This window comes from Bradyrhizobium sp. USDA 4451 (assembly GCF_054822585.1).
Window position 1 is genome coordinate 380,949 of record NZ_JBTRCH010000001.1, and the last position, 22,391, is coordinate 403,339.

General features: G+C 59.5%; 18 protein-coding genes and 1 pseudogene. All 19 read right to left on the reverse strand.

The window, feature by feature from the left end; all coding sequences use genetic code 11:
* Positions 1–12 precede the first annotated feature (12 nt).
* The gene (gene sufC / locus ACVMB0_RS01645) at positions 13–765 is read right to left on the reverse strand and encodes a Fe-S cluster assembly ATPase SufC (protein WP_461345107.1); all 753 of its coding nucleotides are present in this window, start codon (positions 763–765) and stop codon (positions 13–15) included.
* Between the two features lie 72 nt (positions 766–837).
* Positions 838–2,334 carry a Fe-S cluster assembly protein SufB gene (gene sufB, locus ACVMB0_RS01650; RefSeq protein WP_461345108.1) on the reverse strand — a complete coding sequence of 499 codons (1,497 nt, stop codon included), beginning with the start codon at positions 2,332–2,334 and terminating at the stop codon, positions 838–840.
* Between the two features lie 193 nt (positions 2,335–2,527).
* A complete protein-coding gene (locus tag ACVMB0_RS01655) occupies positions 2,528–2,722 on the reverse strand; it encodes a 4Fe-4S dicluster domain-containing protein (protein WP_076827827.1) in 195 nt (64 codons plus the stop codon).
* A 743-nt stretch (positions 2,723–3,465) separates the two neighbouring features.
* The gene (ald, locus tag ACVMB0_RS01660) at positions 3,466–4,578 is read right to left on the reverse strand and encodes an alanine dehydrogenase (protein ID WP_461345109.1); all 1,113 of its coding nucleotides are present in this window, start codon (positions 4,576–4,578) and stop codon (positions 3,466–3,468) included.
* A gap of 419 nt (positions 4,579–4,997) precedes the next feature.
* The gene (gene hypE, locus ACVMB0_RS01665; protein ID WP_461345110.1) at positions 4,998–6,044 is read right to left on the reverse strand and encodes a hydrogenase expression/formation protein HypE; all 1,047 of its coding nucleotides are present in this window, start codon (positions 6,042–6,044) and stop codon (positions 4,998–5,000) included.
* Entirely contained in the window at positions 6,041–7,183 is a 1,143-nt protein-coding gene (hypD, locus tag ACVMB0_RS01670) for a hydrogenase formation protein HypD (RefSeq protein ID WP_461345111.1), read from the reverse strand. The genes hypE and hypD overlap by 4 nt, the downstream gene beginning before the upstream one ends.
* Positions 7,180–7,416, reverse strand: a complete 237-nt coding sequence (locus ACVMB0_RS01675; protein WP_253640857.1) for a HypC/HybG/HupF family hydrogenase formation chaperone — start codon at positions 7,414–7,416, stop codon at positions 7,180–7,182. The genes hypD and ACVMB0_RS01675 overlap by 4 nt, the downstream gene beginning before the upstream one ends.
* A gap of 1 nt (position 7,417) precedes the next feature.
* A pseudogene (gene hypF / locus ACVMB0_RS01680) lies at positions 7,418–9,677 on the reverse strand (carbamoyltransferase HypF).
* A complete protein-coding gene (hypB, locus tag ACVMB0_RS01685; protein WP_461345112.1) occupies positions 9,674–10,369 on the reverse strand; it encodes a hydrogenase nickel incorporation protein HypB in 696 nt (231 codons plus the stop codon). Before hypB ends, hypF begins: the two are co-directional and overlap by 4 nt.
* Positions 10,370–10,620: 251 nt before the next feature.
* Positions 10,621–10,962 (reverse strand): hydrogenase maturation nickel metallochaperone HypA, encoded by a 342-nt coding sequence (gene hypA / locus ACVMB0_RS01690; protein WP_461345113.1) that lies wholly within the window; start codon positions 10,960–10,962, stop codon positions 10,621–10,623.
* Positions 10,955–12,049: a hypothetical protein gene (locus ACVMB0_RS01695; protein WP_461345114.1), complete on the reverse strand. Its 1,095-nt coding sequence runs from the start codon at positions 12,047–12,049 to the stop codon at positions 10,955–10,957. The genes hypA and ACVMB0_RS01695 overlap by 8 nt, the downstream gene beginning before the upstream one ends.
* 100 nt (positions 12,050–12,149) lie before the next feature.
* Entirely contained in the window at positions 12,150–13,013 is an 864-nt protein-coding gene (locus ACVMB0_RS01700; RefSeq protein WP_461345115.1) for a hydrogenase expression/formation protein, read from the reverse strand.
* Positions 13,014–13,631: 618 nt separating this feature from the next.
* Positions 13,632–13,922, reverse strand: a complete 291-nt coding sequence (locus ACVMB0_RS01705) for a HypC/HybG/HupF family hydrogenase formation chaperone (RefSeq protein ID WP_461345116.1) — start codon at positions 13,920–13,922, stop codon at positions 13,632–13,634.
* 17 nt (positions 13,923–13,939) lie between these two features.
* On the reverse strand, positions 13,940–14,539 hold the full coding sequence (locus tag ACVMB0_RS01710) for a HyaD/HybD family hydrogenase maturation endopeptidase (RefSeq protein ID WP_461345117.1): 600 nt from the start codon (positions 14,537–14,539) through the stop codon (positions 13,940–13,942).
* Positions 14,536–15,255 carry a Ni/Fe-hydrogenase, b-type cytochrome subunit gene (cybH, locus tag ACVMB0_RS01715; RefSeq protein ID WP_461349572.1) on the reverse strand — a complete coding sequence of 240 codons (720 nt, stop codon included), beginning with the start codon at positions 15,253–15,255 and terminating at the stop codon, positions 14,536–14,538. The genes ACVMB0_RS01710 and cybH overlap by 4 nt, the downstream gene beginning before the upstream one ends.
* Positions 15,256–15,259: 4 nt before the next feature.
* Complete coding sequence (locus tag ACVMB0_RS01720) at positions 15,260–17,050, reverse strand: nickel-dependent hydrogenase large subunit (RefSeq protein WP_461349573.1); 1,791 nt, start codon at positions 17,048–17,050, stop codon at positions 15,260–15,262.
* A gap of 23 nt (positions 17,051–17,073) precedes the next feature.
* Entirely contained in the window at positions 17,074–18,165 is a 1,092-nt protein-coding gene (locus ACVMB0_RS01725) for a hydrogenase small subunit (protein WP_461345118.1), read from the reverse strand.
* 801 nt (positions 18,166–18,966) lie between these two features.
* The gene (locus ACVMB0_RS01730; RefSeq protein ID WP_461345119.1) at positions 18,967–20,229 is read right to left on the reverse strand and encodes a serine hydrolase domain-containing protein; all 1,263 of its coding nucleotides are present in this window, start codon (positions 20,227–20,229) and stop codon (positions 18,967–18,969) included.
* Positions 20,230–20,331: 102 nt separating this feature from the next.
* Complete coding sequence (locus tag ACVMB0_RS01735; protein ID WP_229158754.1) at positions 20,332–21,012, reverse strand: molybdate ABC transporter permease subunit; 681 nt, start codon at positions 21,010–21,012, stop codon at positions 20,332–20,334.
* Between the last annotated feature and the right edge of the window lie 1,379 nt (positions 21,013–22,391).

The window sequence follows — 22,391 nt, forward strand, 5'->3', positions numbered from 1 at the left end:
TCCCTTGAGCCGTCAGGCCGCGGTTTCGAACTGGGCGTAGCCACAGGCCTCGAGTTCCAGCGCGAGTTCCTTGCCGCCACTCTTCACGACGCGGCCTTTCGACATCACGTGCACATAATCGGGCACGATGTAATGAAGGAGCCGCTGATAGTGGGTGATCAGGATCATCGCCCTTTCCGGCGAACGCAGGCCGTTGATGCCGCTCGCGACAATACGCAGGGCGTCGATATCCAGCCCGGAATCGATCTCGTCCAGGATGCATAGACTCGGCTCGAACAACGCCATCTGCAGGATCTCGTTGCGCTTCTTCTCGCCGCCCGAGAACCCGACATTGACGCCGCGCTTGAGCATGTCCCGGGTAATGTTGAGTGACTCGGCCACCTCACGGACCTTTTTCAGAAATTCGGGCGTGGAGAATTCCCCTCGGCCGCGCGCCTTGCGCTGGGCGTTCAGCGCCGCGCGCAGGAAGTTCATGGTGGTGACGCCGGGGATCTCGACCGGATACTGGAACGCCAGGAACACGCCCTTGGCGGCGCGCTCGTTGGGGTCCATCTCCAGGAAGTCCTCGCCGTTGAACAGGATCTGCCCGCCGGTGACTTCATAGCCCGGCTTGCCGGCAATGACGTGGGACAGCGTCGACTTGCCGGAGCCGTTCGGCCCCATGATCGCGTGCACTTCGCCCGCATTGACCATGAGATCGAGGCCACGGATTATTTCGCGACTGTCGACATCAACATGCAGATCTTGAATTTCGAGCAGCGTCATTTTTTGATCTGATCCCTCAAAATACGTCGTCCGGAACGGCGAGCCGCATTCAAAGGCTCGCGGGACGTTTGGTTATCCGACAGATCCCTCGAGGGAGATCGAGATCAGCTTCTGCGCCTCCACTGCGAACTCCATCGGAAGCTTTTGCAGGACATCTTTCGCGAAACCGTTGACGACAAGGCCGATGGCCTGCTGCTCGTTCAAGCCTCTTTGCAAGCAGTAGAACAACACGTCCTCGGAAATCTTCGACGTCGTCGCTTCATGCTCGAACGTCGCCGAGGAGTTCTTGGCCTCGACATAGGGCACGGTGTGCGCGCCGCATTTGTCGCCGATCAGGAGCGAGTCGCAGGCGGTGTAGTTGCGCGCACCCGTCGCCTTGCGATGGGCGCTGACGAGGCCGCGATAGGTATTCTGCGACTTACCGGCGGCGATGCCCTTGGAGATGATCCGGCTCGACGTGTTCTTGCCGAGGTGGATCATCTTGGTGCCGCTATCGACCTGCTGGAAGCCGTTCGAGATCGCGATCGAGTAGAACTCGCCGCTCGAATTGTCGCCGCGCAGGATGCAGCTCGGATATTTCCAGGTGATTGCCGAACCGGTCTCGACCTGGGTCCAGGAGATCTTCGAATTCTTGCCGCGGCAGTCGCCACGCTTGGTGACGAAATTGTAGATGCCGCCCTTGCCCTCGGAATTGCCGGGGTACCAGTTCTGCACCGTCGAATACTTGATCTCGGCGTCATCGAGCGTGACGAGCTCGACCACGGCGGCGTGCAGCTGGTTCTCGTCGCGCTGCGGCGCGGTGCAGCCCTCGAGATAGGAGACGTAGGAGCCCTTGTCGGCGATGATCAGCGTGCGCTCGAACTGGCCGGTGTTGCGCTCGTTGATACGGAAATAGGTCGACAGCTCCATCGGGCAGCGCACGCCCGGCGGCACGTAGACGAACGAGCCGTCGGAGAACACAGCCGAGTTCAGCGTCGCGAAGTAGTTGTCCGAGGTCGGCACCACGGTGCCGAGATATTTCTGCACCAGCTCGGGATGCTCGCGGATCGCCTCCGAGATCGGCATGAAGATCACGCCGGCCGCCTTCAGCTCCTTCTGGAAGGTGGTCGCAACCGAGACCGAATCGAATACGGCGTCGACCGCGATCTTGCGGTTCGGCATCTGCTCGCCGCCGGGCGGCGGCTCGACGCCCTCGAGGATCGCGACCTCGCGCAGGGGAATGCCGAGCTTCTCGTAGGTCTTGAGGATTTCCGGATCGATCTCGTCGATCGAGGACAGCGTCTTCTTCGGCTTCGGCGCCGCGTAGTAGTAGATGTCCTGGTAGTCGATCTTCGGATAGTCGACGCGCGCCCAGGTCGGCTCGGTCATGGTCAGCCAGCGGCGATATGCCTCCAGGCGCCATTCCAGCATCCAGGCGGGCTCATTCTTCTTTGCGGAGATGAAGCGGACGGTGTCTTCCGACAGCCCCTTCGGGGCCTTGTCGGACTCGATCAGCGTCTCAAACCCATATCGATACTGGTCGACGTCGATGCGCCGGACGCGCTCGACCGTCTCTTGTACAGCTACCATTGCCCACTCCGTTCGCGCATGGACGACCTCCCCACGGCGATAATTGCGTCACCTCTCCTCCGAGCAGATCGCCCCGTCACGGCCGACTCGAAGCCGGGGTGTGAAAGAACTAGGAGACCGCCCCAAAAGGTAGCCGCCCTCGATAGGATTTCGATCATGTTCTGCGCCGGAGGCCACCCGTCGGCCATTCGATCTATGCCGGCACACAGGTATCGGGCACAGGACAAACGACGACGCATTGCGGCGCATCAAAATGCCCTTCACATTGAGTGCACTGACTCGGATTGATCACATATATGTCGTTCTTCAGGCTGATCGCGGCATTAGGGCATTCATACTCACACGCACCGCAGACCGTGCATTGTGACGCGATTATTTTGTAGGCCATCACTCCGATTCCATAAGCAAAGGTGCGGGACTACGCCTTGCCTTCAAGTCTCATGCCAAGGAGTCTTGTGCTTGATTTGTCTCGGCTACTTCCGATAGCGCAAGCCGCCGGCTCGACCAGGTGTCGTAAACCCTACAATTGGCATCGCAGCTGCTTGATCTCGTAGCTTGCGCATTGTCGACATTTCGCGATAGCCAGCGATCATGTGAAGGGGTTGGCCAATAAGACGCAGCTCGGCTCGACCTGACCTGACGGCGGAGCGCTTTTGAAGTGGTATCGATTGCAGCCCTGCCACCGCCTCGGTGGGGATCGCAGATCGCCCTCTGGTGATGGCTTTGCTCACCCGGGCAGCGGCAGCGAAGCACCACGATGTCAATCGGGCGAGGTCGTCATCGGCTCAACCAACGTCTCGAAATCGCAACCAGAAAAATCGTCGCGATGGCGCTAGAGCATTTTCGGTTCTGATTGAATCAGAACCGAAGCTCGAGCTTCTTGTTTTGATTTTCTTCACGCGAACCGGTATCCGCTTCGCTCGAAAAACGCTCTAGTTAGATAAAGCCGCTCCGGTGATCGAGGCTCCCTGGCCGAGCCGACGCACGCAAACGTTCAAATCTCGCAGACTACGGCCGCGCTCGGGGTCGCAAATAAATCTCAGCGGACCCCAGGAGATTGACAGAGCAAAAAAAAGCCACCCCGGAGGGTGGCCCAAGTCAGGGAGGAAACGCCCGTAGGGGCCTCTGGGATCAGGCTGCAGCCTGCTCGATCGGTGAGAACGGGAGCCCGAGACTGTCGGCCACCGCCTTGTAAGTCAGCCGGCCTCGATGGACGTTGAGGCCTGCACGCAAATGCGGATTTTCCAGCACGGCGGAAAAACCCTTAGTGGCCAGAGCCAAGCCAAATGGCAGCGTGGCGTTATTTAGTGCCTGGCTCGAGGTCAGCGGCACGGCGCCGGGCATATTGGCCACGCAATAATGAATGATGCCATCCACTTCATAGGTTGGATCGGCGTGAGTGGTTGGGTGCGAAGTCTCAAAACAGCCGCCCTGATCGATAGCGACATCCACGAGCACGGCCCTCTTACGCATCGAGCTCAGCATGCTCCGGCGGATCAGCTTCGGCGCACTCGCCCCTGGAACGAGCACGGCACCAATCACAACATCAGCCGCAAATACCTCTTCCTCCACAGCTTCGATGGTCGAAAACCTGGTTCGAACGCGCCCTTCGAACAGCTCATCCAACTCGCGCAACCGAGGTATCGAGCGGTCGATGATGCTCACCTCTGCACCCAGACCGACCGCCATCCGTGCCGCGTGCGTACCAACGACGCCACCACCGATCACCACGATGCGGGCCGGCTGAACACCGGGCACGCCACCGATCAACAGCCCTCGTCCGCCTGCACTGCGCTTTAGGGCGCTACCCGCCGCTTCGACCGCGAGCCTGCCTGCGACCTCGCTCATCGGAGCCAGCAGCGGAAGGCCACCATGCCCATCAGTCACGGTCTCATAGGCGATCGCGGTGCAACCCGATTTTAGAAGCCCCTTAGCCTGCTCCGGGTCTGGCGCCAGATGCAGATATGTGAACAGGATCTGGCCCTCCCGCAGCTGGCTCCATTCGGACGGCTGAGGCTCCTTGACCTTTACGATCATTTCGCTCGATGCGAATACCTCAATTGCAGAATCCAGAATCGCTGCGCCGGCGCTGCGATAATCCTCATCGGTTGCGCCAATGCCAGCGCCGGCATTGGTCTCAATCATTACGCGGTGTCCTGCTGCCGCGTATTCGCGGACAGCTCCAGGGGTCAGGCCCACTCGATATTCGTGTGCCTTGATTTCCTTGGGAACTCCGACCTTCATTTGCAAACTCCCTGCCTAGTGCGCCTTTCTAATTGAAAGAGCGTAGCGATATCGCGACGCAGCAGCCCAAATGGCGCAGGAATTCAGCGATCTTTGACCAGCCGCGCAGGTTTTCGAATAAGCCGATGCCGAGTGGGTTGAGTGACCGTGCTCGCTAAACTTAACCTTCGTACTCCGCGATGCGATGTCTCGGTTAATCGGGCTTTCGGCTCGTGGAAAAGCTAACCAGGATTCCAGTCTTGCGGACCTTGTTGAAGAACGAATATTGTAGTTTGCCAGTGAGGCGAGATTTGCCCAGAGACTGGATTGTTTGCCACCGCTGATGGCCAAATGACCATTATTGATCATCAATCTGGTTCCCAGAACGGCGGTGCCGACGCTTGACGCCTTCATGCTCGTCGCAGTTGGGCGAGGATTGTTCAACAAATCCGAGGCAACTGTTCCCCCGACAACCAATCGACGATCCGTCCGCCGCCGAAACTGGTCGCTATCTGCACAAACTTGTGATCGTCAGCTACCGTCTCGCCGATATCAGCAGCATCGCATCCGAGGGGATGCGTCTTCATGGCTGCAAGCACTGCATCGGCCAAATCGGGCGCGACGATCGCAACGAGCTTGCCCTCATTAGCGACGTGGATCGGATCGAGCCCGAGGAGTTCGCAGGTTGCCGCAACCGCTGGCTTAACGGGAATGGCTGCTTCCTGTAGACGGAAGCCAAGGCCCGATTGATGCGCAATCTCATTGAGGGTTGCCGCAAGACCGCCCCGCGTAGGGTCGCGCATCACCCGGATGCCGGCGCCGCCAGCCGCAATCATGACCGCGACGAGGTTATGCAGCGCTGCGGAATCCGACACGATCTCGGTTTGAAACGCGACGTTCTGGCGTTTTGACATAATTGCCACGCCATGGTCGCCAAGGCTGCCGGACACCAGCACACGGTCCCCGACCATGGCCTTATCGGCGGAGAGATCGAACCCATGGGCCAGAGTGCCGATCCCGGTCGTGGAGATAAACAGACCATCCGCCTTGCCGCGCTCGACGACCTTAGTGTCCCCCGCAATGATGTAAACGCCCGCGCAGCGCGCTGCCGCGCCCATCGAATCCGCAATCGTCTTCAGATCAGACAGCGGGAAACCCTCCTCGATGATGAAGCTGGCCGACAGATAGAGGGGGCGCGCGCCGGACATCGCGACGTCGTTAATCGTCCCGTGCACCGCGAGAGAGCCGATATTGCCGCCGGGAAAGAACAGCGGCGAAACCACATAACCATCGGTCGTCATCACCATTTTACCCGCCTCAACGTCAAAGGCGGACTGATCATTGCAGCGGGCAAGCCATTCATTGCCGAAGGCTCGGTGAAATAGGCTGGAGATCAGCTGTGCCATGGCTCGTCCCCCGGCCCCATGGGAAAGATCAACGCGTCCGTTCTCGAGATCGAGGTTGCGTTGATAGCCCTGTACGCTCATGACGTTCGCCTCACCTGATCATCGCGAACCCGGCCGTATGTCCAATATGCCGCACAAGCACCTTCCGATGAGACCATGCAGGATCCTATGGGAGTTTCCGGCGTGCAGAGGGTTCCAAACAGCTTGCAGTCGACTGGCTGCTTGACGCCGCGCAGGATCGCGCAGCACTCGCAGGCCGGATTGTCGGCGACACGCAGTTCGTGCATCGCAAAACGCGCCTCCGCGTCGAACCGCGCGTAGACGCGCTTCAGCTTCAGTCCACTATTTCGTACGAAACCGAGCCCGCGCCATTCGAACTGCTCACGCGCTTCGAATACCTGCGAGATCTCGTCTTTGGCGCGCCGATTGCCTTCACGCCTCACTGCTCGGCTGTATTGGTTCTCCACGTCGTAGCGGTCTTCGTTCACCTGCCGCACCAGCATCAGGATCGCCTGCATCACGTCGAGCGGTTCAAATCCGGCGATCACGATCGGCTTGCCGAATTGCTCCGCCAGGAGCTCGTAAGGCTGCGTCCCGATGATCGTGCTCACATGTGCAGGCCCGACGAAACCGTCGATTGCGACCCCGCCAATATTGCGGATCTTCGGGTTCTCGAGAATGCTCTGCATCGCAGAGGGTGTGAGCACGTGGTTGCAGAACACGCTAAGGCTCTTCAGCCGCTTCTTTTCGGCTATCCGGATCATCACGGCCGTCGGGGGTGTCGTGGTCTCAAATCCGATGGCAAAGAACACGACCTCGCGGCTCGGCGCCTGTTCGGAGATCCGGATGACGTCGAGCGTCGAGTAGACCATCCGGATGTCTGCGCCAAGCGCCTTGGCTCGTAACAGGGACTGTCCTTGCGAGCCAGGCACCCGCATCAGGTCGCCGTAGACGCAAAGGGTGACCTCCGGCCGCTCGACGAGACGAAGCGCCATATCGATGCGGCTGGCGGGTAGAACGCAGACCGGACAACCGGGCCCGTGGATCATGCGCACATTTGCGGGCAGCAGATCCTCAAGCCCATAGCGTGATATCGCATGCGTGTGTCCACCGCAAAATTCCATGAACCGATAGGCTTTTTGCGGATCGGCTTCCGCGCTAATCGCACCGGCGAGCCCCTGCGCGAGGGTCTTGTCGCGAAATTCGTCGGCATATTTCATGGCCGGAGTTCCTGCCCTGCGCTGCCTAGCTCCTGCAGTAGCTCCAGCGTGCGCTTGGCTTCTATTGGATCGATCTTGGCCAGTGCATACCCAACATGGACAAGGACGTGATCGCCGACGTCGAGCTCGTCGATAAGAGCAATCGATATCTCCAGGCTAACACCATCGATGCACACGACGGCCATGTGATCGGGAAGAAGTTTTACGATTTTTGCCGGAACCGAAAGACACATATCAGGCTCTCCCTTCGCTGGCGGACGACTGTCCAGCAATCTGCAAAGCGGCAATCCAGGCTTGGCCAAGGCTCAAACCACCATCGTTGGACGGCACCCGCTGCGGCACCAGCGGGGTCAGGCCGGCAGCGCAGCACCCGCGCCAGATTTCATCCATCAGTACCGCGTTCTGAAAGCAGCCTCCGCTCAGAACGACGGTATTGACGCCGGTTGTCCGCGCGAAGTGCATGACCCAGTCAACGCAGGCAGCGGCGAAGGTGCCATGAAACAAACCCGCTCCGCCCGCAGCGTCAATGTCGTCCGCAATCAACCGCGCAAACAGCGGACGAAGCGACAGTACGCCACCATCGATCATCCACCCGGCCTCTAGAATCGCAGTCCGCCGCACGAGCGCCTCGAGCTTGATCGCGGCTTCACCTTCATAGCTCTGCCAACTCACAATCCCCAGCAGCGCCGCCACCGCGTCGAACAACCGGCCCGCGCTGGTCGTGGTGGACCCGCCTGACTGATCGAGCAAGGCCGACATACACCCAGCTTGCCGTTGCGCTGCAAAGCGCGGCGCAATTTCGTTACCCCGCCCGAGCCAATGTAGTACCGCGCTCGCCATGCGCCACGGCTCACGGGCTGCGCGATCACCACCAGGCATTTGCAGCGGCGCGAGATGCCCAATGCGTCGGCACATCGCGCCTTCGCACAACAATAGCTCGCCACCCCAGTTACCAGCATCCGAGCCAAAGCCATGGCCGTCGAGCACAAGAGCTAGCGCCGGTCCCGCATGGCCATGTTCGGCCATCACGGCGGCAGCGTGTGCATGGTGGTGCTGGACTGCAATCAGCGCGCGGCCGCTTGCTTGCGCAAAGCGGGTGGATGCCATGTCGGGATGCAGATCATGAGCGATGACGACAGGCTCTATGTCAAGGATCGATGTGAGGTGTTGGATCGTCCCCTCGAACACACGGATACCTTCGGGCGTATTGAGATCGCCAATATGTTGGGAAACGAACGCTTGGTTGTCGCGCGTGATGGTGACGGTCGATTTCAGCGCGCTGCCGACGGCGAGCACAGGCGGCACAGAATGCGCGAGCTGGATCGGTTCGGGAGCATAGCCCCGAGCGCGACGAATGAATTGGGAGCGGGCCTGCGACCACCGCGACCACGGAGTCATCAGCACGCGTTAAAATATCCCGATCATGGGTCACGACAAGGTCGGCGATCGCCTCGAGCCGGCGCAGCGCCTGCGCGTTGTCGATCAGGAGCGGCTCGCCGCAAGGATTTGCACTGGTGACGACCATGACCGGGCTTGGTTCCGCAACCCACGCTCTTGTCGAGCCAAGCGCATGAAAGATCAGGTGATGCAGCGGGGCTACAGGCAACATGACGCCAACGCGAGACAAACCGGGCGCGATGGCGGGCGCCAGACATTTGCGCGAAGTTAAGAGCACAATGGGCCGCGCTGCAGATTCGAGCATTGCGAGCTCGAGAGCGTCCGCTTCCGCGATCTCGTTGACGCACTCTATAGAACCGAGCATAACTGCAAACGGCTTCTGACGGCGCTGCTTTCTGCTGCGCAGGCGCTGCACAGCGTCCTGGTTACGGGCATCGCAGAGGAGCTGGTAGCCGCCGAGACCCTTTATGGCGACGACTTGACCGCCTGCGATTGCAGCGGCAATGGCGTTGAACCCATGGCTAAGCCGAGGGCCGCATTCTGGACACGCGATCGCCTCCGCATGAAACCTGCGGCTCGCCGGATCCGCATATTCGGCGGTGCAGGCGGCGCACAGCCTAAACGCCTTCATCACCGTGTTGTGGCGATCGTAGGGGAGCCGCCCGGCAATAGTGTAGCGTGGACCACAATGGGAGCAACTAATGAAGGGATAGAGGTAATGGCGATTCTCTGGATCGAATAGCTCGCTGAGGCATTGGCCGCAGGTCGTGGCGTCGGCGATGATGTGCGTTGACACTTTTCCGCCTTCGCTCGCGCCGATCGAAAAGTTTTCTGTCGCGAGCGCCGCTGTCTCCTGAACGCAGATGTGGTCGATGCGCGCCAACGGGGGCACCTCGAGCGGCAATGTGGCAACAAATTCCGACGCACGGCCACCTTCGACTTCGATTGTGACGCCTTCCGGGCCGTTGGCGACAAATCCCGCCAATCCGTACCGCGTAGCGAGGCCATAGACGTAAGGACGAAAGCCGACCCCTTGCACCGCTCCGCTCACGCGCACGCGCAGTCGTGTTCGGTCGCAAATGGTTGCGGCGCTCATCGCCTGGCGTCCTTTGCGGCCTGCCTTTGGTGGGCCACCTGTCTATCGATCCAAGCGTAGAGCGCGCCAAAACCCTCGCCGGTACGGGCCGAAACCGTAACTACTTCGATCTTCGGATTCGCGCGTCTTGCATACACAATGGTCTTGTCCAGATCGCACTCAAGCAGTGAAGCTAGATCGATCTTGTTGATCACCATGAGTGATGAAGCCGCGAACATATCGGGATATTTCAGTGGCTTGTCTTCACCCTCGGTCATCGACAACACAACGATCTTGCAGGCCTCGCCAAGATCAAAGGCCGCGGGACAGACCAGGTTACCGACGTTCTCGATGAAGAGAATGCCGCGCGTGAGCCGCGGCAAGCGGCGATAAGCCTCGCCAATCATTGCAGCATCGAGATGGCACCCCTTACCCGTATTGACTTGAATAGCTGGCACGCCGGCCGCTCGAATGCGTTCGGCATCGTTTGAGGTCTGCTGATCGCCCCCGATGACTCCGGTCGGATAGCTGAGCTTGAGCTCGGATACGGCGCGGACGAGCAGCGAGGTTTTGCCCGCACCGGGACTCGACATAAGATTAAATACCAGTAGCTCATCGGCCGCAAAGAGCGTCCGGTTGTCGGACGCGATCGCATTATTCTTGCCGAGGATGTCACGCTCGACCCGAATGATGCGTTCGCGGGTTATACCCATGACCTTCAATCCAGCTGGGCTCGCGCCGGAGCTCAGAAGCGCTTGCCGACCATCACTCTGATAATGTTCGTGATCATGACTGTGGCGGGCATCGGATGAATGCTGCACTCGCTCTTCGCCGTGAAAATGTGCGTCATGGCGTTCACCATCGTCCTGCCCATGAGGATCGCAACGGCCTCGGGTCTCCGGATCACGCGCTCTGGCAGGTTCGATTGAAGACGTCGCTTGGCTGCAACCGCAAACGGTACACATCAATCGATCTCCAGTTCTTTCACTCGCATCTGCTCGCCGCCGGTTACTTGCAACTGATAGCTGCCGCAGCAAGGACAGGGATCACCGCGGCCAGCAATTTCGACACTGTTAGAACAGCTCATGCACCAGGCGATACCCGGAAGTTCGAGGATCTCAAGAGCTACCCCCTCGGCAATCGTTCGCGTCGCAACGACAGAAAAGGAGAACCTGATCGCATCAGGCGCGACATGACTCAGCGCCCCGATTTCCAGACAGATGCTCCGCACCCGCGACAACGATCGCTGACGCATCTCCTCCTCGACGATTTGGATGATGCCCAGACAAATCGCCATTTCATGCATCGTCAACTTTGCGAAACCTGAGTGTGAATCCGCCACAGGGATCAAGCGATTCAATCACCGCACGAACCGCTTTCTGATGCCGTCTCGCCGTCAGAACCGCGCCATGCAGGTTCCGGACAAGCGGTCCGGTCCTATGGAAATTCCATTCCGTCGGAGCAAGAAATTCGAAGCGGTCTATCTGGCCCTGAGGATCAAGCTCAACCGCATGATAGAGCCTGCCCCTGGCGCATTCGACCGCGGTCGCGGCGCATCCCGGACCCAACCTGTAGCTTTTGATAATCCCAGGCTCTGCTGAGTCGATATGAGCACCGGCCTTGAGCCAGTCGCATAGCCGAACGATTTCTGCAATTCTGGCCTTCAGCCGCTCGACCGCACCCGACCGGCCCAGCCAGAGCCGATCACGCGTCATCTGGCGTGCCCATGGACCCGTCTCGGGCGCACGCCCCCCAAGATCGGGACAATGGCAAAATGTCGGGTCATCGCCGAGCAGCCGTTCAATGATGTTGCGGTCGTCGGCAACGGACAGGAACGAGTGCGCGATCCGGATCGATTTCAGGTCGATCTCGTCCAGCGCAGCTATGCGAATTGCCAATGGGCTGCAGGGCCTGGGCGCGCCATCCCCGTTCGGTATGCCGATCGCGCCCAGCCCAGCCACAATTCTTGCCGTCGCTTCGCGTCGAGCAGGCCCGCAGGCCGGTTGTCCGCTACCGATGAGTGCTGACATTCCCTGCATCACGGAACGAATAGCCGCGGCACTGGCGGTGTCCCGGGCAAGATGTCCGACAAAGAGACCCCGCAGTAATTCCGCGATGCGCTCGGCAACGACCAGCGCAACACGATGCTGCCTTGTCGTGGGGCTGATCGCTTCGTCGCGCGCCGTCTCGATCGCAGACAGAAGCGCGGTTTGCTGCGCAACGGCACACAATGCAAAGAGCCGCGGGATCTGTCTGAGCAGTAACGAGGCCGGTTTGCCGGCGAACAGCCGCGCCAGCGGTGGCCGAACTCGGGGCATGATCTCGACCGCGGCAATTACGTCGGCAGCAAGCCAGACAGAGACATCGATTTTGTTGCGGACCGCGAAACTCATATGCACCGCTGCATCATTAGCTCGCGCAAAACATGTCGGCAGCGGCCGTCCGCGCGCAATCTGCGAGGTCCCACCGGATTGCGAGCATTCTTTGAGTTCTTCATGTGAAGTACGCCTCCATAATTTCCTGCAGGCGCTCGGCAGAGTCCTCGAAATCCTCGTCAGCAGCCAAGGCAACGATCGGCACGTCTCCGACCTCCACCGTATCAAGGATGACGTCGTCCAAAGAATTGAAGTACTGCACCGACCAGACGTTCCTCACCCCGGTCGCCTGCACGCGGCATGTGCCGTAACCGCGGAAGATGAGCTGGACCGGACCATTGCCCAAACTTTGCTGTAGGAATGCCATGTCTACAGCACTCATCGGCAGCAACGTCAGATTGATAACATGCGCCCGCATCTCCGACCGCCAGACACGCGCCCGCTCGCGTATCTCCGCAAGCACCGCGCGCACGTTCATGGCACCGTCCGGTGCCGTGCCGATCAGAAAGTCGGCAGACGTCAACTCAGTTGCGGCGCGCTGCACAATCTGCGGGATTGCCCCAACCTCAACATATTCGTGCGCCGGTTCGGCCCCGATACGCACGCGCCAGATTCCCGCAAGGACCGCCTCCCGGAGTTGCGCAAAAGAGCCATCTGGCAGCGCAACTACGCCGGTGACCTCGCCCTCGCCGAGCACTTCGCCAATCAGCTTGCGCTCGAGCTCGCTGAGATTGGCGAGTCCGTACAGCTGCGTCCGAGTGCTCTGCTGATGGCCGCGAGCGGCAGCGGCGACATTCGACAACAGCACCGTGACATTCGGATAGTTCCTTGCAAGCTCGTCGCCGTCGCGCCGGGCGCGCTTGGCTACCGCCTCCATAGTCGCCGGCCCGCTATGGAATACATCGAGACTTTCCGTGCCCGTGGCAGACTTGTTCACCACCCCCTCGGCGTCCTCGGATACGACGCGGACCGCTGTCTTCATGATGCGATGTCCGGTTGGATCTATCGGGAGGCATTGCCGGCACAAATGCTACCAGCGTACAGCCAAACGATCGGTGCGACGATGCGGTCGATCTCGACCAAGCGAACCAGACGCCTGCCGATCAGGCCACGCGTATCGTGCCGATGGCACCAAATTAGCGTCGATCGACGACGCGGGCCGAGCCGTCCGACCAGCTTTCCAGCCGACGCATGCGCAGGCACTGCCACCTTGCGCGCAACGCCGAAAAGTCTTGATCAATTCAGGAAGGGATAATGCGACATGGACGGCCCGGAGCGAATGTACGGCATCGACCGTCAGCAGCACTTCGGGCGCGCTCGTGGAAGCGTGCGTGACCAGGCGTGCATGCGCGCTGATGCTCTCTACCTCAGACGGACAGGGTCCGAGGTTGTACCGCGCTGGCTGGAACTTCATCAGACTCCTTTCAGATAGTCCTTGGTTTGAGCTAGGTGAGATGTAGCAAGGCACGTGCCAATCATCGTCGCGCTGTGAAGGAGACGGGAATCATCGTTCGAAGCATTTGACTTTTCCATGCGGACGGTGCGCGCGATTGATCGATTTGCGGGCGGGCGTAGTCACCGCAACTTCGCAGCAGAACCACTAACGTAGGTGCTTGGGCAATTGCGGCTCACGACCGACCAGGTCCGCAAAGAAGGGGCCGCAGTCCTGGCCGTTACGGCTGGCGTCAAGCCCATCGAGTGCTTCCGAGATCAGTCTTGCTTCATCCTCATCCAAGAGTCGCACGGCGGTGTCGATATGAACGAGCACTCTGGCGCCGACCGGGGCGCAGTCGAGCAGCATGACCGAGACACGCCGCTGTTCGTTGCGATACTCACAAAGTGCCGTGATGTCGTCCGCCTCAACAATCGTCATTGGTAAGCCAAGGCACATGATTCAATCGCGGGCCGCTAGATCGGCTGCGCTCCCATCTCATAACTTGCATGGTCGATATTGTTCGCCAACAGCCGTTCTGATGCAGGCAGCGGCGCCGTTCGCAGTGTGGCCGGCGAGCCCCACTGCGCCAGGAGTTCGCAAGCTAGTTCGATCGCCGGCGCAATCTGCAAGCGCACCGGAGCTGTCAGCGGACCGCCCCAATGCTCCAGGTCCCGCGCCTGACATCCGATGAGAGCGAGGTCTCGCGGGCAGCGACCAAGCAGATCGGCCGCACTTAAGACCTCCTGAAAGCCGGTCTGATGTAAGCTTATCTTCTTGGCGCCAGCAAATTTTGGCACCTCGGCATCCCGCATGAGCTTCAACTGTCCGGGCTGGAGTGCGAAATCGATGGCATCGAACACGATCAGGCAATCAGCCTGCTCAAGATAACTCACGAGGTAGAGCCCCTGCGTGCCGCCATCGAGGATGGTGACGTTGTCAGCGACTACATAGCGGCGATGGAATTCCTCTACCGCCCGCACGCCGAACCCCTCATCGGCCCACAGGATATTGCCGATGCCAAGCACAAGGATCCGTTGCTTGTTCTCCGGAACTAGTAACCGCTTGCCATTCAATCGCGAAACTCGCGCTCACCTGAAATCATGGAGGAGATGCTCCGGCGCGACATGATGTCCTCCCGAATCACCGCGTAGATGTGAACCAGTACAAAGACCACGATCACCCACAGGCCGAGATGATGCCAGGTATGGACGTCCTGGCTATTCGGCCAGATTGAAAACACCCAACCGAACAGCCTGTCCTGCCAACTGTCGCTACCGGTGTCCTGCCCATAAAGTGCAAAACCTGTGACGATCATGAACGTGATCGTTTGCGTAAACATAAGGAACATTGCGAGCTGAGCCAGGGGGTTGTGCCCGACGCGTCTATCGGCCTCAACTGCAAGGAACGCGTACCAGCGAATCTCGTGGTGCACCTCGCGCCAAAAGCACCCGCGCCAGAGCGGAACACAAAAGATCTGCATGGCATATCGATTTCCGATCAGGGCCGAGTAAATGCGCAGAACAAAGCCGACGCTGAGGACATACCCTGCAGAGAAATGAGCAAATCGGATATAGCCGAACAGGAAATTGCCGCTTGCCTGTCCCGACATCGCCGGTGTGCCCGTTCCGATCAGATAGCCGGTTAAGGCCAGCATCAGAATGGCCGCCGCATTGACCCAGTGCCACAGTCGCACGGGCGCGTCATAAACGTGGGCGTCGCGATCGCCGATGCCGCGCTCGGTCGGTGCCGCATCGACAGCAGCGGGGGGCTGCCGAGCCTCGTTTCGCATGTGCCTAACGAACACTGACTGAAACCATTTCTTGGCCGTCAAGACTCATCACATGCGTCGAGCACGCCAGGCACGGATCAAAGGAATGGATCGTACGCAAGATCTCCAGGGGTCGCAGCGGATCGGCCAACGGAGTGCCGATCAGCGAGGCTTCAAAGGCGCCAATATTGCCCTTGGGATCGCGAGGAGATCCGTTCCATGTCGTCGGCACGACACATTGATAGTTGTCGATCTTTGTGTCCTTGATCTTGATCCAGTGTCCAAGCGCACCGCGCGGCGCCTCAGCGAAACCGTAGCCCATGGCCTCCTTGGGCCAGCTTTCCGGCTTCCATCTTGTGACATTGGCAGTTGCCGTATTGCCTGCCTTAATGTGGGCGACCAACTTATCCTGGAAATAACGCAGCTGATGCGCCGCCCACTGACATTCGAGTACCCGCGCCGCGGTACGGCCAAGCGTCGAGAACATCGCCGTCAGGGGAAGATTCAGTCCCTTGAGCAGTCTGTCGGCCGGCTCCTTGAACTCGGCTTTGCCCTGCGCATAACCGATGATGTATCGCGCCAAAGGCCCGACCTCGACGGCGTGGCCGCGCCAGCGCGGCGCTTTGATCCACGAATACTTGCCGCCTTCGTCGAGTTCCTTAATATCAGTCTTACTGCCCTTGACTTTTGGCCCGAGCTCGAAACTCGGTTCGGTGATGCCATCCCATGGATGCAGTCCACAGCAATCGAGCGGGTATTTATACCACGAATGCGTGACGAACTCCTGGATCTGCTCGGGATCACTATGGTCGATCGGCAATATCTCCGAGAGGTTGCCATCAAGGATCACGCCGCGCGGCAGCTTGAGATTGTTCGCAGAACAGTCGTTGGCGTTTTCTAGGATGTCGCCATAGGACATTACGCTTTTGCTTGAAAGTCCGCCGCCATGGAGCCAATCCTTATAGAACGAGCCGATCATTGCGACGTCCGGCAGATAGACCTGCTCGACAAACTCGATCGAACGGTCGATGATCGAGGACACGAGATTAAGGCGCTCCATGTTGATCGCACCCACCGCACCAGTTCCGTCGATGTTGATCGCGCAGGGCACGCCGCCGACCAGCCAATTCGGATGCGGATTTTTGCCGCCATAGACGGCCTGGATTTTGACGATCTCCTTCTGGAAGTCGAGCGCTTCCAGATAATGTGCCAGGGCCAACAGGTTCGCCTCCGCTGGCAGCTTGTAGGCCGGATGCCCCCAATAGCCGTTCTTGAAGGGACCTAGTTGCCCTGATCCAAAGAATTTAGTCAGCCTGATCTGCAAATCCTTGAAATAGCCAGGGGACGACAATGGCCACGACGAGATGGACTGTGCCAGCGCAGAGGTCGACTTGGGGGCGGCCTTGAGCGCGGATACCACGTCGACCCAATCGAGCGCGTGAAGATGGTAGAAATGCACGAGATGATCATGCACGAGCAAGCACAGCTGCATGATATTTCGGATCGAATTGGCGTTCTCCGGAATCGTGATCCCTAACGCATTCTCAACCGCGCGCACGGAGGTCAGCGCATGGGTGCCGGTGCAGACACCGCAAATCCGCTCAGTAAACGCCCAGGCGTCGCGTGGATCGCGCCCGCGCAGGATGATTTCGATGCCACGCCACATCGTCCCGCTCGAAACCGCATTGCGGATCACGTTGTCGGAATCGACATTGGCTTCGACACGCAGGTGGCCTTCGATGCGCGTCAACGGATCGATGACAATTCGCTTGCCGGAGCGATCGAGATTGAACCCATTTGGTATCTGTCCGGCCACCGTCATCCTCTTGTCAATTCCGTTTACTTGGGTGGCGCGCTGCGATCCGGCTTTTTGGTCAACCGCTTCACGGCGGTGACCGCCGCATGGGCGGCGACGGTCAGCCCAACCGCCCCGGCAGCAGCCATACCAATCTGATCGGCATTCTTCTCAATACCGAACTGCTTGATGGTCGTGAGTCGGTCGTAAAATGAACCCTTGTCCCAAAAACCGTCTTCGGAGCAACTCAGGCAGCCGTGGCCGGATTGAATCGGAAATGAAACACCGCCGTTCCACCGAAGGGCCGAACAGGCATTGTAGGTGGTTGGTCCCTTGCAGCCCATCTTGTAGAGGCAATAGCCCTTGCGTGCGCACTCATCGTCCCACTCTTCGACGAATTGGCCGGCATCGAAATGGGAACGTCGATAGCATTTGTCGTGAATGCGCTCGGAATAAAACATCTTGGGGCGCCCTTGGCGATCGAGCTCCGGAAGCTTTCCGAACGTGGTGATGAAAGTCACCAAGCCGCTCATGACCTCTGCGATCGGCGGACACCCGGGCACCTTGATGATCGGCTTGTTCTTGATCACCTGATCGATCGGCGCAGCGCCAGTCGGATTGGGCTTGGCCGCCTGGACGCATCCCCAGGACGCACACGTGCCCCAAGCGATGATCGCCATCGACTCGTCAGCCATCGACCTGAGCTTTTCAACGAATGGCTTGCCGCCGTCAATGCAGAACATACCCTCCTGCTTCAGCGGCGGATTACCTTCGACCGCAAGCAAATACCTGCCTTTATACTTGGCGCGGGCTTCCTCCAGGATGGCTTCAGCCTGCTCTCCCGCCGCCGCCATGATCGTATCGTCATAGTCGAGCGAAATCATCGACAGCAGCGTGTCTTTGATCAGCGGATGGGCCGAGCGGATAAAGCTTTCCGAGCAGCAGGTGCACTCGAGCCCGTGCAGCCAGATCACGGGTACGCGCGGTTTGGTCTCCAGGGCGGCGGCAATAGTGCTTGCGGCAAGCGGACCAAGTCCCAAGCTTGCGGCCGTCAAACTGCAGAATTTGTGGAAACTACGACGCGTGATGCCCTGACCTCTGATCACGCTATAAAACGTTTCCGTTGCCCCACCCATGAACCCTTCCATGTGAGTCGTCGTCGGCAGTAACGAACTGCTGACGCAGCAGCAAGAAACAGGCCATCGGAGCGCAACGCTTGACCGGGTGCCAAACCAGCCTTTCGACTCTTGCCCTATCGGCGGGCGAACCAGCAAGCCCCAGGCACGCGCCGTCGAGCCCTGTCATGCCAGTGATGTCGGGCTTTGAACGTCGATGTGAGAACTTGAACAGAGCAGCACAATGATTTGCCAATCCTGGCGACCACGTCATACTCGCTTTTGCGTCGGAACACGCGCGCGCATGCCCTAATTAAAAGGAGTGGAGCAGGTGACGAGCACCGCGCCAGCCGTCCGTCTCAATCAGACTTGCTCGCTGCGGACCAATTGGGGGGTCGATCGCGTCCTTGTCCGACTGCGGAAACACGCCAAAGTGGCAGCCCAGCGCCGAACAGAAGGCGATACCGAGCCGTGCAGCGCACATGCGTTAATTTGCAAGGCGGATCGATCCGATCTGTCTGTCTTGCAATGTGGCTACGCACGGCATCACCACGGGATCGGGTGCGAAGGGCTGGATGTTCTTGAGTCTAGGAGCGCACCGCGCGAGCCAATCGATGGCAAGCCGCGGTCCTCTTAGCGTATCACGACACCGCACTCGCCTCGAGAATCGCTTCGCGATGCGGAGGCGTCGCGTTCGTCCTAGCACCGGCGCAATCCGGCCGAGGATAGCGGGAGCCGGCGCTGACGTTCAGTCATCGGTGTCCAGCTCACCGGTTTCCAACCACCCCAAACTGTCGTCGGGCTCTTTCACCGCCGGGCGAACTATCGAATTATTGCGGCATAGACGATGTACTGGACTTGTTCGCGATAGTACTTCCGGATTTCTCCGGGCGCGGCCGTTCCGACCACCACGACCAGACGTTCCTTTGGGTCGCAGAAGAACTGTGTTCCGTAAGCGCCGGTCCAGGTGAACTCACCTGGATTGCCCGGAACCGCCGAGAGACCCTCTCTTATGCGTACAGCCACACCGAGTCCAAAGCCGAAGCCGGCACGATGTGCCTCCACATTGGAGACCTTATTCCTGATCTCCGGCCCGAGGTGGTTGGAGATCATGTGGCGCACCGTCTTCGGGCCGAGAATGCGCTGCCCATCAAGCTCCCCACCGTTGAGCAACATTTGTCCGAAGCGCACGTAGTCACCGACTGTCGCAAACGCGCAGGCTCCTCCGCAGTCAAACTTTGTCGGACTCTCGAGGAGCTCGATCTCTTGTGGCTTTCCCGTCAGCGGGTCGTCTGGAAACGGATGCGCGAGGCGCTCGCGTTGCGATCTGGACAAATGGAAGGTGGCATCCTGCATGCCGATCGGCTTCCACAGGTTGTTGGCAAGATAGTCACCCAATCGTTGTCCGCTGACCTGTTCCACGACAGCTCCGAGCACGTCGGTTGAGAAGCCGTATTCGAATTCCGTCCCCGGTTGGCGTGCTAGCGGCAACTTGGTAATGGCATGGATGAAAGCCTGCTTGTCGCCCTTTACCGGCGGGGCTGCAAATTCCGGGTAGAGGCGCGCCACTTGGTCTGGGCTATCTGGAGGCGCGCCATAGGTGAGACCTGATGTGTGTCGATAGAGATCGTGGATGTAGATCGGAGAACTCTGCGCTAGATATTCTAACGAACCGTCAGGCCGTGGCACCGCCACCTTCATGTTTGCGAATTCCGGGTAATAGTCCGTAAGCCTGCCCCGTAGAGGCAGGCGACCTTGCTCCATGAGGGTGAGGCCGGCAACGGCCACCATCGGCTTGGTCATAGATGCGAGCGCGAACATCGCATCGAGCTGCATCGACGATCCTTTTGCAGGATCAAGTTGGCCGTACGCCTTGTAGTGGATCAGCTTGCCGTCTCGGGCGATTGCAACCACCGCGCCCGGCACGCGTTTGTTTTCGATCTCACGATCGAAGAACTCGTCTAGCTTGGCAAGGCGCTGCTGAGAAACTCCGACATCATCGGCCATGACCTCGGGCAGAGGCGCTGGATGCACTGAATTAAAACTGATTCCAGCAACCGCTGCGGCCATAACAAGCTTGTTCATTCTATCCTCGCCATTAGACGGAGCTGGCTTGGGCTGCTCCAGCTCTGGCAAGTCTGGTTTGGCGAGCGGAAAGCCCCTCGATCCGGCTTGGCGTGTCTGCGCTCATGTGCTTCTCCTGGCACAGCGTCTGTCGAGGAGAGCTAAAGTGAAGATGACCGCAAAAGCGAACATCACCATACCGCCCGCAACCACACTCGCCTCGCGCCAGCGTGATGCTTGGACGTAGTCTATGACGTAGGCTGACAACACCTTAGTGCGCCCGGGAATATTGCCGCCGATCATCATCACGACGCCGAATGTGCCGATCGTATGAGCGAAACCAATCACAGCGGCTTTGACAAACTCCAATCGCGCCAGCGGCAAACCGATTGTAATGAAGGCATACAATGGAGAAACCCGCGCCGCAGCTTCCAGCGGAGGGTCGCCCATCGCAACAAAGGCGTTGCGGATTGGCTGCACCACCAAAGGCAACGCCGAGAGCACCGATCCGACTACGATTCCTGCGAAGGTAAAGGCGAGCGAGCGCTCGCCCCAGAAAGAAGCGAGAAGCCCGCCCGGCCCGCTGGGGCCGAGCAGCACGAGGACGCAGAAACCGAGTGCCGTCGGCGGCAACACCAGCAGCAGCGTGATGATCGCTGCCACGGCCTCGCGCAGAGCAGTCTTTGAACGCGCTAGCCACCACGCGAGCGGCGCACCAATCACCAGGAGGATCATGGTCGTCACGCTGGCGAGCTCGACCGTAAGCGCAACGGATTGCCAAATCTCTGCCGAAAACGCATCCATCGCCGTCAGCTCCCCAACGAGAGACGGCCGCCGTCTCGGGGCAGTGATCGCCTGCAGGTCCGGCGCGCCGAGGCATGGGGCCCACAGCGCCTCTTAGTCGTGCGGAACTTCGTGGCGGCCACCACATTGACGTGCGTCGTTCTCGCAACCAAGAGCAGCGTCGCAAGCTTCATAGGAAACTCCTGTTACGGGCCGCTTCGACCGATCTTGACGGCGGCAGCTCCTCGCTCATCGTCCAGCAATCCCTGTGCCGCTTGCGCAATGTGGTGCACCCTAGGCTCAAGGTGAAAAATACGCACGGACGACGAGTTCGCGGTGGAGTTGATCCTGCGCTCTGTCAGGTTTCCGGCATCTTTGTTCCCGTGCAGACAGCGACGGCACAATGATTTGCAGAGTTTGACGCCCTCAGGGTTGCTATTGGATCTTACGGCGCTTTTTGATCAATCGACGCGATCCTCAAGTGGATTCTGTTTCGAAAATTGCCCCGGCCGCTCAAAGTTCGCTCGAACGCGGGCGCGGCTGAGCGCGAGCACAAACCCGCCCCATTTCCATTTACGATAATGGACGCGGCTGGTCGCAAGGATATCGGAATTAATGCCTTTGCTTGACAGTGCTGGAAACGACCATCAAGCAGAGATGCCTCCATCCGGCAATCATGTGCGCACCATAATCAGCGGGCGCACAGCCTTGCGACATGCAGCTAGTTGCGCTGGGACCGGGACCTGCCGCCAAGAACGGTTTGCAGCGAACCTACAGAGCGTCCGGGAGGTGCCGTAGGTCGACCGTGATAGTGCCCCGAGCGCGAATATCTTTTCGTTCGCGCGTTTCTGCGGCTCGCCGAAGAAGACGTCACGGTGGTCAAGATCAGCGTCGGTCTTGACGATGTCGATGGTCCAAACGCCACACTCGCGGCGCACCAAATTGCCGAAGCGCGCCTCTGCGCGATTTGCGATAGTGGCAGCCCCCTGGGGTGCATGGATAGCGTGAAGGCGCGTTGCTCAAGCATCGTGCATGCTTGGACAATCCGATAAAAAAAAGACGGAATCAGCGCGCCCATTCCTCTTGCTCCGCGCCGCATGCGCTGTGCTCGGAGATTCTCATCAAACCACGATTCGGCGCTGTAGTGCGCGCCCACATGCGGGAGCTATAGAGCATGTGCGGTATTCCCATTTCTGGCCAACCGCGCGTCGAGCAGCGACGACGGTAGCCCCGTCTTGAGGGGCCACGTTGCCGCTGAACTCGGCAACACACGGCAGGACTTCAAGGGCCATAAGATTCCTTCTTGGACGACCTCTGCGGGCTCCCAGATGTCCGCCTTCTGCTGAACTGTGCGGTCACTTCACCTGGAGACAAATGCCCCGCGAACGGACATGCTCTGC

Coding starts and splice junctions, on each gene's coding strand:
- sufC (WP_461345107.1), bottom strand. CDS start 765: ATGACGCTGCTCGAAATTCAAGATCTGCATGTTGATGTCGACAGTCGC.
- ACVMB0_RS01675 (WP_253640857.1), bottom strand. CDS start 7,416: ATGTGTCTTTCGGTTCCGGCAAAAATCGTAAAACTTCTTCCCGATCAC.
- ACVMB0_RS01735 (WP_229158754.1), bottom strand. CDS start 21,012: ATGGATGCGTTTTCGGCAGAGATTTGGCAATCCGTTGCGCTTACGGTC.
- hypE (WP_461345110.1), bottom strand. CDS start 6,044: ATGAGCGTACAGGGCTATCAACGCAACCTCGATCTCGAGAACGGACGC.
- sufB (WP_461345108.1), bottom strand. CDS start 2,334: ATGGTAGCTGTACAAGAGACGGTCGAGCGCGTCCGGCGCATCGACGTC.
- ACVMB0_RS01730 (WP_461345119.1), bottom strand. CDS start 20,229: ATGAACAAGCTTGTTATGGCCGCAGCGGTTGCTGGAATCAGTTTTAAT.
- ald (WP_461345109.1), bottom strand. CDS start 4,578: ATGAAGGTCGGAGTTCCCAAGGAAATCAAGGCACACGAATATCGAGTG.
- ACVMB0_RS01655 (WP_076827827.1), bottom strand. CDS start 2,722: ATGGCCTACAAAATAATCGCGTCACAATGCACGGTCTGCGGTGCGTGT.
- ACVMB0_RS01700 (WP_461345115.1), bottom strand. CDS start 13,013: ATGAAGACAGCGGTCCGCGTCGTATCCGAGGACGCCGAGGGGGTGGTG.
- hypD (WP_461345111.1), bottom strand. CDS start 7,183: ATGAAATATGCCGACGAATTTCGCGACAAGACCCTCGCGCAGGGGCTC.
- ACVMB0_RS01695 (WP_461345114.1), bottom strand. CDS start 12,049: ATGAGTTTCGCGGTCCGCAACAAAATCGATGTCTCTGTCTGGCTTGCT.
- ACVMB0_RS01705 (WP_461345116.1), bottom strand. CDS start 13,922: ATGTGCCTTGGCTTACCAATGACGATTGTTGAGGCGGACGACATCACG.
- hypA (WP_461345113.1), bottom strand. CDS start 10,962: ATGCATGAAATGGCGATTTGTCTGGGCATCATCCAAATCGTCGAGGAG.
- ACVMB0_RS01725 (WP_461345118.1), bottom strand. CDS start 18,165: ATGGGTGGGGCAACGGAAACGTTTTATAGCGTGATCAGAGGTCAGGGC.
- cybH (WP_461349572.1), bottom strand. CDS start 15,255: ATGCGAAACGAGGCTCGGCAGCCCCCCGCTGCTGTCGATGCGGCACCG.
- hypB (WP_461345112.1), bottom strand. CDS start 10,369: ATGGGTATAACCCGCGAACGCATCATTCGGGTCGAGCGTGACATCCTC.